General features: G+C 43.5%; 16 protein-coding genes. 2 read left to right on the top strand and 14 right to left on the bottom strand.

Features of this window, described 5'->3' with window-relative positions:
• Positions 1-64: 64 nt before the first annotated feature.
• The 13 genes from MKY63_RS21955 to MKY63_RS21895 form a co-directional block, all read right to left on the bottom strand.
• A complete protein-coding gene (locus MKY63_RS21955) occupies positions 65-940 on the bottom strand; it encodes a TatD family hydrolase (protein ID WP_076100259.1) in 876 nt (291 codons plus the stop codon).
• Positions 927-4,097 (bottom strand): GNAT family N-acetyltransferase, encoded by a 3,171-nt coding sequence (locus MKY63_RS21950; protein ID WP_076100257.1) that lies wholly within the window; start codon positions 4,095-4,097, stop codon positions 927-929. Before MKY63_RS21950 ends, MKY63_RS21955 begins: the two co-directional genes overlap by 14 nt.
• A 223-nt stretch (positions 4,098-4,320) precedes the next feature.
• The gene (locus MKY63_RS21945) at positions 4,321-5,340 is read right to left on the bottom strand and encodes an LCP family protein (RefSeq protein ID WP_036688825.1); all 1,020 of its coding nucleotides are present in this window, start codon (positions 5,338-5,340) and stop codon (positions 4,321-4,323) included.
• A gap of 30 nt (positions 5,341-5,370) precedes the next feature.
• Complete coding sequence (locus MKY63_RS21940) at positions 5,371-6,492, bottom strand: FtsW/RodA/SpoVE family cell cycle protein (protein ID WP_076100255.1); 1,122 nt, start codon at positions 6,490-6,492, stop codon at positions 5,371-5,373.
• A gap of 99 nt (positions 6,493-6,591) precedes the next feature.
• Positions 6,592-7,125, bottom strand: a complete 534-nt coding sequence (locus MKY63_RS21935; protein ID WP_038572145.1) for a hypothetical protein — start codon at positions 7,123-7,125, stop codon at positions 6,592-6,594.
• Between the two features lie 90 nt (positions 7,126-7,215).
• Positions 7,216-8,601, bottom strand: a complete 1,386-nt coding sequence (locus MKY63_RS21930; RefSeq protein WP_076100253.1) for a HAMP domain-containing sensor histidine kinase — start codon at positions 8,599-8,601, stop codon at positions 7,216-7,218.
• A 3-nt stretch (positions 8,602-8,604) separates the two neighbouring features.
• Positions 8,605-9,309: a response regulator transcription factor gene (locus MKY63_RS21925; RefSeq protein WP_036689130.1), complete on the bottom strand. Its 705-nt coding sequence runs from the start codon at positions 9,307-9,309 to the stop codon at positions 8,605-8,607.
• A gap of 139 nt (positions 9,310-9,448) precedes the next feature.
• On the bottom strand, positions 9,449-10,531 hold the full coding sequence (locus MKY63_RS21920; RefSeq protein ID WP_076100251.1) for a Gfo/Idh/MocA family oxidoreductase: 1,083 nt from the start codon (positions 10,529-10,531) through the stop codon (positions 9,449-9,451).
• Positions 10,532-10,548: 17 nt separating this feature from the next.
• The gene (locus tag MKY63_RS21915; protein WP_235219571.1) at positions 10,549-11,466 is read right to left on the bottom strand and encodes an AraC family transcriptional regulator; all 918 of its coding nucleotides are present in this window, start codon (positions 11,464-11,466) and stop codon (positions 10,549-10,551) included.
• Positions 11,467-11,468: 2 nt separating this feature from the next.
• Positions 11,469-12,467 (bottom strand): Gfo/Idh/MocA family oxidoreductase, encoded by a 999-nt coding sequence (locus MKY63_RS21910; RefSeq protein WP_076100250.1) that lies wholly within the window; start codon positions 12,465-12,467, stop codon positions 11,469-11,471.
• 188 nt (positions 12,468-12,655) lie between these two features.
• Positions 12,656-13,015, bottom strand: a complete 360-nt coding sequence (locus MKY63_RS21905) for a GIY-YIG nuclease family protein (protein WP_036688839.1) — start codon at positions 13,013-13,015, stop codon at positions 12,656-12,658.
• 42 nt (positions 13,016-13,057) lie between these two features.
• Positions 13,058-13,537: a DUF6530 family protein gene (locus MKY63_RS21900; RefSeq protein WP_036688841.1), complete on the bottom strand. Its 480-nt coding sequence runs from the start codon at positions 13,535-13,537 to the stop codon at positions 13,058-13,060.
• Positions 13,538-13,727: 190 nt separating this feature from the next.
• Positions 13,728-14,282 (bottom strand): GNAT family N-acetyltransferase, encoded by a 555-nt coding sequence (locus MKY63_RS21895; protein ID WP_081382550.1) that lies wholly within the window; start codon positions 14,280-14,282, stop codon positions 13,728-13,730.
• Positions 14,283-14,398: 116 nt separating this feature from the next.
• Between MKY63_RS21895 and MKY63_RS21890 the strand changes: the two genes are divergently transcribed.
• Together MKY63_RS21890 and MKY63_RS21885 are read left to right on the top strand one after the other, a co-directional pair.
• Positions 14,399-14,980, top strand: a complete 582-nt coding sequence (locus MKY63_RS21890; protein WP_036688845.1) for a LysE family transporter — start codon at positions 14,399-14,401, stop codon at positions 14,978-14,980.
• Positions 14,981-14,999: 19 nt separating this feature from the next.
• Positions 15,000-15,770 carry an AraC family transcriptional regulator gene (locus MKY63_RS21885; RefSeq protein WP_339809815.1) on the top strand — a complete coding sequence of 257 codons (771 nt, stop codon included), beginning with the start codon at positions 15,000-15,002 and terminating at the stop codon, positions 15,768-15,770.
• Here MKY63_RS21885 and nagA read toward each other — a convergent pair.
• Positions 15,759-16,907, bottom strand: a complete 1,149-nt coding sequence (gene nagA, locus MKY63_RS21880) for an N-acetylglucosamine-6-phosphate deacetylase (RefSeq protein ID WP_076104968.1) — start codon at positions 16,905-16,907, stop codon at positions 15,759-15,761. The two genes, MKY63_RS21885 and nagA, sit on opposite strands and share 12 nt — an antisense overlap.
• Positions 16,908-16,909 lie beyond the last annotated feature (2 nt).

Raw genomic sequence — 16,909 nt, 5'->3', positions numbered from 1 at the left:
CTAAGGATGGCTTGTTCGTAATTATATTATTTTCCTGCGCTTAAAATATACTGTCCCGCTCCGCTCAGAGCGCTGCAATTCTCTGCTGGATGCGTGGGAATAATGCAAAGGCATTCTCATAAAATACTTTCTCGTGGTGCTGCTCAGGCACAAGTCGGCGGACGAACTCCGCATACAGGTCAATAGGCGCGAGTGGCCAATCGGTACCGAACAACATTTTTTCATAGTGATCAGAGTATACCAGCGCCCGGCGAAAATGATCCATAAACAGGGGTTCATTCATGAACCGCTGAAAATGAGGCCGATCACCAACAACGAGACCGGACAAATCGGCATAGACGTTCGGATTCTTGGCGACCACTTCGGCAGCATCCATCACCCATGGATCGCCTAAATGGCAGATCATAAAGTTCACGTCGCGCCGTTGGAACGCTAGTTCGTCCACGGTAAGCGGATGCGCATACTTAAGCAATCCATTCATCGAATACGTATCACCGGTATGAATAACCACAGGCGTGCCATACTTGGCCGCCAGCTCATAGATCGGCGAGTAGATTTTGTCATAAACGTAATGATGATAGTACCCGGCATAAAGCTTAATACCAGCTACCTCAGGAGCTTGCAGCCGTGCCTCAATTCGGTCCAGCTCATCCAAAGCATCCTTTCCTCCGAGCATATTCGGATTAATGCCCACGCATTCCATTAAGAATGGCGGCACACTATCTTCCAAGTCAAGCCCCATCGGATTGGGAGAGGCAGAGTCAGGAAAGGCACCCTTCGTCTGCTCCGTGACCCCCATTCCAATGCCGAGAACAACGTCGTTCTTGTCAAACTCCGCTTTGAGCCCAGCAGCTGTGTAATCAACTTTGGAGAGGTCCTGTGCTGTCTGATGAAAGCTATCGATGTCCGACAGATGTATGTGAATATCAATGATTGGCATTTATAGTCTCCTTTTTGTCAGAAGCACTAGCAAAGGTCACCTTCATAAGATTACGAATTACCTCTGGATCCAGAGCGAGCTCTCCCATGATCATGAAGGTCGGCTGTGTCCAAGCGGTTTCTCCGTTCAGAAGTAGTAGATGGTGATTCACACCATATGTGAATACCTTATTGTTCACGTAAGACATAGCTCTCTGATTAGGATAACTATGCACCACATGCAGCATGTCTTTACGCGAAGTTGCACCGATTCGGATAAGCCCCTTGGATTCCAGATGGGCTTCGACCTTCCCGATAGGGAAGTTGCCTTCCTCTGGGAGCTCCATCCAGCCTTCCGAATAGATTGGTGAAGGCTTAAAGTAACTATCCTCGGATAGCGAATAATGCGGCAGCGTCATTCCACTTTCATTGGTTACTGAAATCAACACACAGAGCACAGGAACTCCGGGCAGCATGAGGTAATGCTGATTGATCGTGATCCCCCGGTTTGCTTCCTGCTTCTCCATCGAAGTGGTCAGTCTCAAACCCTTCCAGACGTTGCCGTGATCATCCATCTGCTCCGTCCAAGCTGCGCTTCTTGGCTCCTGCAACCGGCTAAATCCGCCTATTCCAGAAATACCCACACCGAGTCCACCATGCCAAGGATTCCACCAGGAGCGTGGTTCTGCTTTCGGAAAGGTGCTGTCCAACCACTCTTCTCCTCGGTGCTTCAAGGAATGCACAACACTGCCGAAATCAGGAGCAGCTGCAATAGATAGAACTCCGTTGGTCACTGTGTAAATGGGACCCGCAGGTCCTTCTTCTATCCCACAAACAACGCTTGTTTCCGTTTGTGGAAACCAGAGGCCTGTTCGCTCTTGAATGCGGTCCTCACCGCGATAGACGACCCGGACCTTACGGCCAGATTCGTTGTGTTCTGGTGATTCTGTATCCTCAGTAGAGAGCTCAAAACCTGCGGAGTGCAAATTTTGTCCTCTTTGCAACTCCATCTCAGCGACACTTCGCTCCTCTTCTCCATCAGCCTGTACATACAATTCAAGGCTTCCATCAAGCGGTGTCACCTTTCGTTCGATTAGCTCGGCATGAAGTGCCCCTGCCGCAAACGGATTTCCACCGCCGAGCGTTAGCTCAAGATGGTCATCCAACACCGGTATGACCGAATTCTGCTGTTTTAGGGCAAAGGCGCGAAATTCCGACCACTTAAGGAAGGTGTTAAGAGCAAACATCATAGTTTTTGTCCGTACGACATCTCCAGCGGAGATTCGGCCAAGATTATGCTCCAGCCCAAGCGGGTATTCCGGGCGAAGTAATTTTAGCGAAGGATCCCAGCAGATTCCGCATGTGACGTTCTCTTCCTTGCAGAACAACCAGTTCTCCGTAATTTGTGCACTGTCCCAAAGACTTGGATCGCCTGAGTAAGCATCGCCCATGTCCACGTATTGGCCCTGATATGGCAAGATAAGCTGTTTACCGAAAAAGCCGAAATTCGTCAACAGATACATGTCTTCTTCCAGGATGTCACTATTGGTATTGCAGACCTCGCTATAAAACTCAGCGATTCCGTTAGCAAATAGCTTAGCCACTCTTTTTATCTCAAGACCCGGAAATTCTTCCGACTCGTAAAGGGCTTCGAGCACCTGACTCTCCCCTTCAGAATAGATCTTTACTTCTTTGGCCTGTTTCTTAGAGAATTCTTCTGCGAATGGCTTGCCTAACTTCGGATGGGTCAACCAGAAATTATGGCTCGAGCCGGGATATTCAATCCACATTCCATTGTCGGTATTATTAAGATGAATGGAGTAGGCGCCATTTACAGCCACCCACTGATCCCCGTTTTCCCCACCAAAGCGGCCATGCGTTCCCTTCATTAGAACGGATAGCTTGCTGATAAAGGTGACTGCCTTCTCTCCAACCGGAACGGCCGTTACCTCAATAGCCTGTGAATAAAGACCGTATGACTTTAGGGTAAAGGGTACTTGAATAGAAGCCTTACTCTTAGCTGGAACAGTAAAGCTTACTGTACGGTCCGCCCACATCAGGAATTCGTCTTCGGGCAAATCAAAAGAAAATTCTGCTTCTGAAGCAAAATTATTCTCCACATTAAGGTACAGTTCCGAAGGAAGACCCAGATATAGTTCCCGGTGTGGCAGCGCTATCTTCATTTTGAGTGGGAATTTAGGAGCAACGCCAATGCGGAATTCAGCACGCTTGCCACCGATGATCCACTTGCTCAAAACAACGGGGTGTGTCTTCTTATCGTTCTGCTCTTCCCGAACCGAATCAAGCTCAAAATCACCTTCCACGATAACCGTTTCACCTGGTGCTAGTGTTCGCGCAGCAGATAGAGTAAAACGGATATTTTTATCGTTCTGGCCTTCGATCTCAATGGCCAGCTCAGACGCCGAACGATTCTTGATGCGATAGCGAATCTTGTAGGTCGAACCGAACACAAGATCATGATCATCAATCTCCGTGGAGATTTCATAGTCTGGTGTATCAAGAGCGGTCAGACCGCGGCCAGTCTTCTCGAATTCCGCCCGCAAGGAGAGTTCTCCCTTTTGCCAAGTATAATCAAAGAAATCAAAGCCACGCTCCTGGCGGCCATCTGGCTGGATGGGAAGTTCACGGGTACTGTCTGCATACCAATCCAGTTCTTCAAAATAAGGAGCAAGTGCTTCCGTTTGCAATACAGTTGGAATGAAGTTCATCAGATGGACGTAATCTTCATTTTTCTCCCAAAAAAATCCGCATTTCTTATACATCGGTACGGCTTTCGTATTACCTGCCCAAGTGAACAGATCAAGACGTGGCCAGCCCGCTTCTATTGTTTGGCGAACAGCGTTCAGAATCAGATTGCGGCCAACCTTGTATCCGTGATAATCGGGGCGCACATTTAATAGCGGGACATACAAAGCCCCTTCATCTTGACGGTAGTGGGCGAAGCTGCAGAAGCCGACTACCTCTTTGCCATCAACGGCAAGAAAGGCATTAAGATTGGACGAGATCTCCATCTCACGGCGCACACTGTCCTCAGTTCTCTGATTAGTGCCTCCGCCCCAGCTTTCGTTGCTGCGGTTCCACATTTCTGCGACCGCCCCAGCATAAGAAGAATCGTATTCGATAATGCGGATTTGTTCCGCTGTAGTTTTTACAGTCATGCTCTCATCTCCTTATTCCTCAAAAAAATATGAGTATGTATTCGCATAAAGTTATTGTGGATAAGCTCTCTACAACATATTGAAATAACTCCTACGAGTTCTTATTATACTATTAATTGGAAGCTCAATACGAGGTAAAAAACTCTTTCACCTTATTTTCTACATAAACTCACAGCCGGCAGAAAGCTACAAAAAAACTGCTCCTAAGAGCAGTTTTTTGATGTTAATCCACCGTCCCAACATTCTCCAAGTGTAATGAGCTTTCGGAGCTGACGCCTGCTTCCGTACTCAGAGTAGTAAGTGCTTGTTTTAGATCCTCTTTATTCACATAGACATACGGACTCTTCCAAAGAGATTCCACATGTAAGGAATTAATATGCTCTGGTTTAAGTTTAGGGAAGTTGAATAACCACTGCTGCAGATCTGCTTGAGGAATATCCGTCTTCACATTTTCACCAATGATATCCAATACATTTCCCCATTGGGACACGCCTTGGAAATTTCCTAGCTTATCCAGAATCTGCTTGATTACTTGCTGCTGCCGATCATTGCGCTGGAAATCGGAGGATTCAGCCGTTCCTTGATTCGATTTACGGTACCGTACAAAATCAAGAACTTGTTTGCCATCCAGCTTCTGCAAGCCTTTCTTTAAATCGATGTGTGTACCATCTGCCGTATCGGTATATTTCATATCCATATCGACATCTATAGTCAGTCCGCCAAGCAAATCCACGGTCTTCTGCAACACATCAAAATTCACCACAACCATGTGCTCTATCGGCAGACCGAGCAAATTGCTGAAGAACTCTTTTGTATTTGGAATAGCCTCTGTTTTGTCTTTTATGTAATGATAAGCATAATAATAATTGGCTTTGCGGGAAGGCAACGATTTAGGTTTTAGCAACAAATCCCGTGGTAATGATAAGAAACTCGTCGACTTCGTGTCCGGATTGAAGCTGACAAGCATCAGAACATCGGTATTCATTACTCCACCACCGCCATCCCGACTATCTACCCCGGCTAGCAGAAAAATCATAGGTTCAACCGATACCGTCTCCTTTTTTTCCTCTGGAGCAGCTGTGGGCTGGATGGTGACTGGAGCTGCCATACGCTGTATCGCATCATCCGTCTTTTTATATAAATACCCTGCATATACTCCAATCCCTATAATAGCTGCGCCTAAGACAAGACCAATGCTCGTCAGAATTTTACGGGTTGTTGTCCACTTGCGTTTGTTAGACATAATTTCCTCCACTCAGTTCCAATAGCTAATTCAATCAGTGCTTTCATCCTTATGAACTTTAACACTTAACACCATGCCAATCGCAATCATATTAGTTAGCAATGAGCTGCCTCCATAACTAATAAAAGGCAATGAAATCCCCGTCAGGGGCAGCAACCCAATATGCATCCCAAGATTAACGGAAACTTGAAAGATGAACATGGCGATAAACCCGGTGACAATATAGGTACCCGCACGGTCCCTACTATCCAGCGCAATAAAGATCATTCGGTACACGAGCAGTAAATAAAGCATCAGCAGCACGGATGAACCTATAAAACCGTATTTCCCCCCGATGACTACATAGATCGAATCGGAATACGCATATGGAATATATCCTTTTCGCAAAAAAATACCTTCATTGCCCGATAATCCTCCGGAGCCAATGGCTATCATTGCGTTTTTCACATGCCAAGATTTATCAGGATCGCTCTGCGGGTCCAAAAAGGATTGGATTCGTGACAGTTGATGGGGCTCGACAATCTTGGATAACAAGTCGAAGTTGGCATAATACAGCCATAGTATCGTGCCGATCGAAATAATCACAACACTAAGGATCAGAATCATATATAGAGCACGGATGTTGCCAATCCACAGCATACTAAGTAATATGCCAACAAATACGAGTGCTGTACCCAAATCGGGCTGCTCCATTATTAAAATGAAAGGAATTAAAAAAACGAAACAAACCGGTACTAAATCTTGAAAAAACCGCAGCTGCTGGCCCTCTCGTGTACCTAATAGATGAGCAATGAGCAGCACCGTACATATTTTAGCCAGCTCGGAGGGCTGAAGCTGAAAGCTCCCAATGCTTAACCAACGCACGGCACCATTGAGATTTTCTCCAACCAGCTTGACTAGTACGAGTAAACCTATGCCCACGCCATAAAAGAGATACGCTAACCTGCCTAATAGAATCTTATAATCTACCAAAGCAATGAATAACATGGGTAGGCAAAATAAAGCAAATAAATACAAATAACTTATGTAAAGACCGTCTAACCGCGTATCCGTAGTCGCTTCATAAATAGCAACAGTACCCACGCCAACTAAGCAGGTGGTGAGAAAAAGTACGGATCTGTCCAGCTTTGCAATTTTGGTAGAGATGAGCATAAAACAACCTCTATTTAATTTCTGTAGTTTTCTTGTTGTGCTGAGCACTTTTACTTCTTTTTTTCACATTGAAGCGCTACGGATGATTAAATTGAATGATTACCTCAGATCAAATTTGCCCTGATACGCTTTCTTCGATAACAGCTTCAGTTTATCTTCACTTAGCGTATAGATATCCAGACCATTCCCAGCCTCACCCAATGACCAGCCCAGCGCGAGCTCCTTATGGCCATCTTCATCAACATCAAAGAATCCGGCATAATCTAGACCATACCCAAACCCCTCAACCTCGGAAATCTTCTGCCAAGCTTCATTTTCCTGCCTCAACAACATTGCTTTTATAGTATATCCTTTGTTTTTACTGTACTCATACACAACTACGGCTTCGTCAATTCCGTCTCCATCCATATCGCCAAAAGAGATGGCATTATCCTCTTGTCCCTTCATCGGAGTTATCAATTGAGCTTTGTCTGGAAGCCACTTAATAAATTCCTGGCTCGTTTTGTCTCGCTCTAGGCTTGCTTCTGATGATGGAGGTTTAATCAGCTCTCCGGGTGTTGCCGGGACTCCGCATCCTCCGAGCAAAAATAAAGTTGTAAACAGGGTACCAATTTTTATGAATTTGCCCGGCATTTGGATCATCGACTCCTCGCTTGTCCGCATATATAGTATTTTATCTTTGAAAGAGGTGAAAGTGGTTATGAAATAGTTAAATTTGAATTCTTATTCTATCGGTAAGTCAAATTGGACAATCGTTCCTTTGCCTAAAGTGCTGCTTATTCGCAGCTCTCCATGATGCAATTTAATGATCTGTTCCGAGATGGATAAACCCAAGCCACTGCCCGAAGCCTGTTGATCCCCTTTGTAGAATTTTTGCCGCACATTCTCTAAATCCGTCTCTGCGATACCTGAGCCTGTATCCTCTACAGAAATCACGACTTTCCCTGGAACCGTATGGGCGCTGATTAAAATCCGATCTGATGAACCAGTAAATTTGAGTGAATTATCAATGAGATTAATCATGACTTGCTTCACACGATTCTCGTCAGCTTGAATCACTGGCAGATGTTCTTCTATTTTCACTTCTAGTGAGATGCCTTGTCGGGTCGCTCTAGGGGTAAGTTGTCTGCCGATATGCTGCAGCAGTTCTGTTAGATCCACTGATGTGAAGTGAACGGCGATTCTTCCGTTATCCAACTTAGAGAAATCCAACAATTCATCCACCATATGAGTTAACCTGTCACTTTCGGATTCAATAATATCAAGCCCATCATAAAATAGAGGTTGATTACTCACCTCACTCGCCTTTAAGGTAATTGCCCAACCTTTGATCGAGGTCAAGGGTGTTCGCAGTTCATGGGATACGGAAGCGATAAAATCATTCTTAAGCTGTTCACTCTTGGAGATTCGGCTTGCCATCATATTTAACGTATCCGCCAATGAACCAAGCTCATCTTGATAGCGCTTATGCACTCTGATGCTGAAATCTCCTTCGGTCATCTGGTCTGCTGCCTGCTTCAGATCTTTAATTGATCTGGTTATGGTCCAAGACAGCAATAATCCAAGTAAGGTGACAATGCCAATAACGATTATCCCCACCCCGATCAGTAAAACCGTAATATGTTTAACTGTATGTATAGTTTCCGTTAAGGACGTGATAAATCTGACTCCCCCCACTATGTTTCCATTAGCCTGCAAGGGATAAGATACCGCGTAAATTGCTTCCTCTGTGTTAGGGTCCGCACCTTTCCAACTGCCGGGCTGCCCTTTTATTGCTGCTTGTACATCTATGTACTCAGTCATAGTTAGATCGCCTTGAAGTCCATTTGAGTCCTGCAACAGCCAGCCTTCAACATTAATAATCTGCACCTGTGCATCAGAATGACTCGCAAAACCCTTCAGTAACCTATCCGATTGTTCCACCAGATCCTGGTCCCCAAAGTATTGCTGAAAAAAAGAAGCCGATAGCTCTGCTTGATTCATCAAGGTTTCCTCTATGTTATGAAAATAATAATATCGCAAAGATACATTAAGAATGATTTCAAGAATGAGCACAGTAAGACAAATGAGTATAAAATAGCTTCCTACTAATCTTTTCTGAATCCCCATTCTTCAACCATCCTTTCTAAAGCGGTAACCGAGCCCCCATACCGTCTCAAGCCAATGCGGATTAGAAGCATCAACCTCAATTTTCTCTCTTAACTTACGCACATGAACATCCACCGTTTTGGGATCTCCAATATAATCCTCTCCCCAGACAAGATTCATTAATTCATTTCTAGAGAGTGCTGTATCCGGATGCTCCAGAAAGGTTTTCATCAACTGAAATTCCTTCGGAGTTAATTCAATGCTGTCATCCTGCTTAAACATCTTGTTCGCGTTCAAATCCAGCCGGATCGGTCCAGCTTGAAGTATAGTTCTTTGCGGCTTTAGAGCGGATTCTGTACGGCGCAAAATAGCTTTAATACGTGCTACCAATTCTAATGGATTAAAAGGTTTAACAATGTAATCGTCAGCACCCATTTCAAGGCCATTGATTTTGTCCAAATCCTGTCCACGTGCGGTTAAGAAAATGATGATGACCCCAGCGTCTTTCTCTCTTAGCTTTCGGCATATTTCGAACCCATTAGAATCAGGCAACATGATATCCAGAACCATAACATCTGGACGGCTCACCTCAAAGCTCTGCAATGCTTCTTCTCCACAAGCAGCTTCACTAACCACAAACCCATTATTCGTTAAATTTATAGATATAAAACGTCTAATATTATCGTCATCTTCCACAATAAGCACATGATTGCGATCAACAGTATCCACGATTTCCACCCCTATTACCCAGAGTCTAAACAAGTAAAAAAACAAAAAAACTCTCCCGGTAAAGAGAGAGTCTTGTCTCGGATCCCTATAATTAAATCACAAGTGGATATTACTCTAAATCGCTATAGTTGTCAAAAATCTAATCCAGATACACAGCCTTGCCGGTCTGCGCCGATTCATAAATAGCTTCCAATATTTGCGAAACGACAAAAGCCTGTTCAGGAGTTACAACCGGGTCTTTATCCTGTTCAATCGCTTCAATCCACTTTCTTAATTCTATATCCGGAGCACTTTCAGCTTTTCCTTCATAATAGGCAACACCGCCTGCCCCAAGCTCAATTTTATTGGTGTACAGCTTGCTGAATTTCTCTCCGTTAATTCTAAGTCCGTCCTTCATATCTGCGCCTGCTTCCGTCCCACTTAAGCTGCATTTCGCTTCATGTATGTCTAGTGAATTCAGAGCCCAGCTCGCTTCCAGCATGATTGTTGCACCATTCTCCATTACGACCATTCCAAAGGCTGAATCCTCTACGGTGAACTTTTTAGGGTCCCACGGTCCCCATGCGTTGGCGGCTTCTTCTTTTTGTGAAAGTTCATGATATTTAGTGCCCAGCACAACTTTTGGTTTATAGTTATCCATCATCCAAAGGGTTAGATCCAGCGCATGGGTTCCGATATCGATAAGCGGACCGCCGCCTTGTTTCTCTTCATCAAGAAATACTCCCCAGGTCGGTACGGCTCTCCGTCTGATGGCATGTGCTTTTGCAAAATAAATATGACCAAGCTCTCCGGACTCACAAGCTTTTTTCAAATATAAGCTGTCTTCTCTGTACCGGTTGTCATATCCAATGGTCAGCTTCTTGCCTGTACGTTTCGCTGCTTCAACCATTCGTTTGGCATCTGCCGCCGTCTTAGCCATTGGTTTTTCGCACATCACATGTTTTCCGGCTTCTAGAGCAGCGATTGATATTTCCGCATGGACATCATTAGGCGTAAGCACATGAATAATATCAATGGATTGATCTTTTAATAGTTCAGTGTAATCCGTATAGACAGTAGCTTTATTATTTCCGTATTTCTCCGCTGCTTCTTCAGCACGTTCTTTAATAATGTCACAAAAAGCCACGATTTCAACCTTACTTTGTCTGCTCAAGCTTGGAAGATGTTTGCCATTCGCAATACCACCACATCCAATAATCCCTACACGAAAAACCTTACTCATATCCTTCACCCTCACCTCTAATGGATTTGTTTGCTGTTTCGATAAGTTGCCGGTGTCATACCTAACCGCTTGCGGAAGACAATATGCAAATAGGTAGCATTGGTAAACCCTTCCGACTGTGCGATTTGTTCTATCGGATAATTGCTTTCTTCAAGCTTGCGGCAGACCGCTTGCAATCGAATATCCTCAAGCGCCCTACTGAATGATTGTTCTGCATTTACTTGCTTAAACACCCGCTGCAGCTGCCTTGAACTAATATTTAGCTTTTCCGCAACATTTTCTAAGGTAACCGTTCCTGAATAATTCGCTTCCATATATTGCATTGCGTATTGATACCGGTAAGTCAGCATATCTCTAACCGGCGCCTCCGTGCGGATCCCGCCTGAATCATACGCTCTAACGGCCTTTAGTAAAATACTGATCACAAGATGCTTAATTGAAGTATAATATCCGGTCAACTTCCCATCGCATGCTTCGTACGCTTCTCGAAAACACTTCATAGCCCCGTGATAGTCTTGTGCTGGAACCAAGGGTAAACACTTCAGCTTCTCCACACAGGTTTCAGCTTCCGCAACCTCCCAAAGATCAGCATCATCCCTGATCCTCTTTTTGATGTCAACATGCAGACATAGCTCTTCCATAGATTCATCAGCATCCGCCTCTTGACGATGCATAACACCTGGTCCGGTTAGATAGAACATTCCTTCTGAAAGAGGATATTTTTGATCCCCAAGAATGACTTCTCCCTTCCCGCGCGGAATGAAATGAAATTCAAATTCAGAATGATTATGGAACTCGACTACTCTGCCCGGTGGAAAAGATGTCAAATGAAATCTAAACACTGTAATCTCGTAATGTCCCCATAGAATCGTGATATCCAATCTTTCAAGCATATCCTGCTTCTCAAACATCATCTCATAGGGAAAGCTGCTCAACGTTAAGTCCTCCCAATCGGAATTACACAGCCTTCTTTAGCCGAGCGGTTCGCCGCCTCCATTAATCTGGTAAGCTCAACTGCCATTTCAACATTTTGAGTGCCAAGTGTATTATTTTGAATATGATCAACCCATTGATGGAAGGCGCTTTCACGATTGCTTTGCAGGGCTACTTCTTTCCAGCCTTCTTCTTTATCCGTGGATTTGTTCGTTCTAAGAAGAAGCTTATTCTCTGGTGTTCCGTAAAGCAGCGTTCCTTCAGTTCCATGCACCTCGATAGTAAACGGCGAATGACTATTCACGAAACCAGCCTCCACCACACCAATTGCTCCTGAATCCGTAAATAGTGTCACTACGGCATTATCTTCCACTTCTTTACCGGTTACATAACCAAAATTAGCACTTACCCCAGTCACATCTTGATCTAAGAAAAGCTTCGCCAAATACATGGGATGACAGCCCAGATCAATCAAAGCTCCGCCTCCACATTGCTCCAAGCTAAAGAAATGATCAGGAAGCCAGCTTTCCGTTGCTCCGTTATGGGATAAGCGAACTCTAACGTAAGTAATCTTGCCGAGCAGTTCCTGACTTAGAATCTCTTGAATAGTTAATGTATAGCCGTCATTTAAACGAGGCAAGGAGACCGTTAGCTTCACTTTGTTCTCGTTAACTTCTGCGATGATTGCGTTAACTTCTTTTAACGTTGGGGCAATAACTTTTTCTGTGAAAATATGTTTACCCGCTTTGGCCGCAGCCATGATTACGTCTCTATGCATATTCGTTGGTGCATCCACGATAACGGCATCTATATCCTCTTGCGCAAGCAGATCATCCAGTGATTCAAAATAAGGAATATTCAAGCTTTCCGCAGCTTTGTTCCCACGCTCTACGTTTTCGTCCCAAACTGCAGCTAATACGGTATCTTCATGCTCCTGAGCTTGCTTGGTATAATCCCATGCATGCACATGCCAATAGCTGAGCTTACCAATTCTAATGGTCATTTACTTGTGCCTCCCGTATATATGTTATTCTGACATCTGCTATAAAAATAACACATAATAAACAGCTTTTTTAGTAGGAAAATGCGACAAAACATATATAATATTACGACACATAAAATCCGGAGTGAAATACGATCCAAAAAAAAGAAACCCTTGCTATGAAAGCTAAAGGTTTCTTTATACTTGGCTTAATGGGTAAGTGGCTTATTATATCCTTTGTCATCAAAGGGTTGCAATTTCTCGAACCACTTCTTTTTCAATAGTTTAAGCTCCCAGCGCACGTCGGTTAAGTCTTCTGACTCCTTCTGCTCTAATACCTCATAGCTGAAAGCTTCTGCTCCAAGTTCCTTCCAGTCCTTTTGCAGCTCTGCATTCGCAAATCTGCCCATATCTAATTGCATCTGTATAGTCATCCATTTATTCTTCAGGTTGGGATAGCTGTCAACGAATATTTTTCCGCTTATTTTGTTTGTAATTTGAATAGCACCCATGTAAGTCTTGAGCTGCTTATATTGCTCCTGAAGTTCTTTACGTTTGCTTTTGTCCATTATGATTCATGATTCTCCTTCCACAAACAATTCTGCTAAATTTCAGTACCCCATTTCTTTTAATAAACGGGACAATACCGAAAGTCGTTCTCCAATCATTTCACCATCATCACTAAGCGCCTGGGCGAACAGCTTAATATCATTATCAATCATGGGATTGTCTGCACAGACAGATACACTCATTGCATCTCCTTGCAGCCCAACACGATCAATCATAGGGCTCTCGGGATCATACATTTTCGGAAAACGATAGGCCTCTTGAAAATACAAACTACTTCTGCAAATCAAAATTGCCAGGTCAAGCACTCTGTGCATTGGCAGCTCTTCGGACTGTCTCGACCATTTGTCCCCTGTATGTCTCCATACCTTTGCTGAGATGTCGACTTTTCCTCTATCGTTCCATTGTGCTAATCCTAGGGACAGACCTTTTGCATCTGTGTCCCCGGCGTAGCGGCCATCAACCTGCTCGTAATTTTCTGACACGATTACAGGTTTATGTTTTAGAGTTGTTGGAATTTTCATGATTAGTCACTCTCCATTTTATGATTTACTAATTTACTCATTTACTAAATTACTAATTTACTAAATCTAAGATTCATATTACCCGGCAAAAGATCATCTGTCAAACGACATTACACCCGTTTTATCCAACAAAACAAAAAATCCCTCTGCGCGCAGCAAAGGGACTGTTATTTTTATGAAAAATATATCTCTAGCTTAAATGATCACTCACATTACACAACCAAACCATATGGACGGAATCAGGTCCCCAATAGTCTTCCACTACTTTATAAGGTTTCCCAAATTTACGTTGCCACCTGATTTGTGCACGTTTATACCCGCTGTCCAGACAAAACCGCTCTACCCCTTGCTTTTTTAGAAATATCATCATTTCCTTAATTAAGGCTGAACCCACACCTTGACCCTGATAACTTGGCATAATGTATAGACTGCCCAATTCCCCTATTTCATCTAACTGATGATCCGTGCAGGTTTGAATATCTTCGCCACAAGCTCCAAAGGAAATCGTACCGACCACCTGCTCTTCTATTTTTGCAAGAAGGAAGTAAGGCTCCGCAGTTGTAGTATCCAGTGAAGTCATCACCATTTGCTTTTTATGATCTATTTCACTTTGGATATCGTCTTGTAAATGATCAAGCCCTTCTTTTTCAAAAGCATCTGGGATTGAAATTTCAAAAACAGAGCATGTGGATTCAAAATCAGCTGGAGAAAGTGTGCTTATGGCCATTTGATTACTCTTATTCATTGATTCGTACACCTCTTCTATTCCCGGCCGGAATTCTTAAAAATCCTGCAATAATATACTATCAGCATTCAGACTGAAAGGTTTATATTCATAGAACTACTTTACTGGAGGTCATCATGAATATATTGTCCTTTCTGATCTATTGCGTTGTCGCTACATTTACACCCGGTCCTACCAATATTGTTATTCTTTCTTCCGTGCAACATTCCGGGGCTAAAAAATCAATGGGGTATGTATACGGATCCACGCTGGCTTTTGGCTTATTACTTATCATTTCTACTCTGCTGAACCGTGTTCTAGTAGAAATCATCCCAAATATCCTGATCATTATGCAAGTCATTGGGAGTTTATATATGCTCTACCTTGCTTATAAAATCTTTAAAATGGGTTCAATGGAAGACCAGCCTGACCCCAATGCCAATTTCCGCTCAGGCGTGCTTATGCAGCTTGTGAATCCTAAAGTGCTAGTATTTACACTAACGGTCATTCCCAACTACGTAATGCCATTCTATACCTCTTCGCTTGCCTTGTTTATGTTTGTTATAATTATAACTGTGATCGGATTTTTTGCATTTACGACATGGGTTGTATTTGGGACAATCTTCAGAACATTTATGAAAAATCATCAAAAAGTTCTAAATACCGTGATGGCACTGTTTTTAGTATACTCAGCCATTATGATATCGGGAATCCTATAAAGTCGCGGAGGTTAAGAACGTGGAGAGATTTAACTATAAAAAGTCAGCAGAGATCCTGTCCTTATCCGCCAGCCTTACTGATTTCACCTATAAAAAACATTGCCATGAGGAATATGCACTCGGTGTGACCCTTCGTGGCATTCAGCAATATAATCTTGACGGTAGTTTGCAATCCTCACATAAAAATGGCGTAATGTTGTTTAATCCAGAACAAACACATGATGGCAATGCGTATGATAAAGGTGGCATTGATTATGTCATGCTTTATATTAAGCCAACCCTAATGCGAGAGATACTAGATAAAAAAGAACTCCGCTTCGCCACTCCTATCTTATACGATGACAAATTGGCGCAGTGCATATTAGCCCTAAACCATGCCATCCAGAATGGCAAAGAGGAGTCTTTGTGCAGTGAACTGTTATTCACTCTGGTTCATTTAGTATCTAATACTGAAATAGTTACCGATCGTAGAACGAATAATAAATTTCTCAAAAAAGCAAAGGAAATGATGTACTGCAGTTTAGACCATGTGCTGAAGCTGGACGATCTCTGCACAGAGTTTGGTCTGTCCAAATATCAGTTTATTCGCGAGTTTAAGACACATACAGGAATATCACCCTATCAATATTTCTTAAATTGCAAGGTAGAGCGTGCCAAGCAGTCCATTGAGAGAACCAAGGATATCTATGCAGCTGTTGTAGATTGCGGATTTGTGGATCTAACTCATCTGAACAGGCATTTTAAAAGCGTGTTCGGAATAACCGCACATGAATATCGGTCACAGCTGTAAGATTTGCCCTCCTACCATTGTCCAGAGCACTTTAAATTCATCATCCAAGAGGACTAGGTCAGCATCTAAGCCAGTGGTTATCGTCCCCTTTTGTTGAAGTTCAAGAATATTAGCAGGTGTAGTTGAAGCCATTTGTACGGCATCTGTCAGCGAAATTCCAGTTTCGACAGTATAACGTAAGGCTTCATTCATGGTAACTGTACTGGAGGCCAGCGTGCCATCTTCCAATCGCGCTATGCCCCCAGATACCGTAACCTGATGTCCTCCAAATATATAGTTCCCATCCCCTAACCCCATTGCTTGTAACGCATCTGTGATCAAGACCATTCCTTCTGGTCCTTTCATGGTATGCATCAATCGGATAATTGCAGGATGCAGATGGACATTATCCACAATAGCTTGCAGGCTTACATGTTTCTCTTCGAAAGCGGCAACCACAATCCCCGGATCGCGATGATGGATCGGCCGCATGCCATTAAAACAATGCGTAACATGACTTGCCCCAGCGGCAAAAGCTTGTTTGGCTTCCTCATATGTGGCATCCGAATGAGCAATTGCTATCACCACTCCCCGTTCCTTCAAAAAGGAAAGAAGCTCCATGCCTCCCGGCAGCTCAGGAGCAATCGTAACCATTTTAATGAGTGATCCAGCTTCTTGGAAAATGAGCTTCATTTCTTCTAAGTTAGGATGCCGCAGATACTTTTCATTTTGCATTCCTTTTCTCTTGGGGTTTAGATAAGGTCCCTCTAAGTGAATGCCTGCGATCTTTGCTCCCACTTCATGCCCAATTACACGTTTGACACTACGAATCATCTCTAAAAGATCTTCCATCGTAGAACTCACAGAGGTAGCCAGAAATGAGGTGCAACCAGATGCTGCGCAAGCCTTCGATACTTCTTGAATACTCTCTGCAGTACCGTCCATCATATCAAACCCGTTAGCACCATGAATATGCACATCTATCATTCCGGGCACTAACAAATGCCCTCCGCCATCAATCCGTTCATACTCACCCTCTGGAATAGAGGTATCTCCTGAGTCTATCCTCATCACTTTTCCTTCAGAAATCCATACATTGGCCGCTGAAACTATACTATTCTGAAGCACTACTTGTACATTTTGCAAAATATAAGTCATAA

Source organism: Paenibacillus sp. FSL R7-0189 (genome assembly GCF_037969925.1).
In the GTDB taxonomy this organism is placed as follows: domain Bacteria; phylum Bacillota; class Bacilli; order Paenibacillales; family Paenibacillaceae; genus Paenibacillus_AQ; species Paenibacillus_AQ odorifer.
Note: the sequence above shows the minus strand (reverse complement) of the source record. Positions and strands in the feature narration are given on the sequence as shown.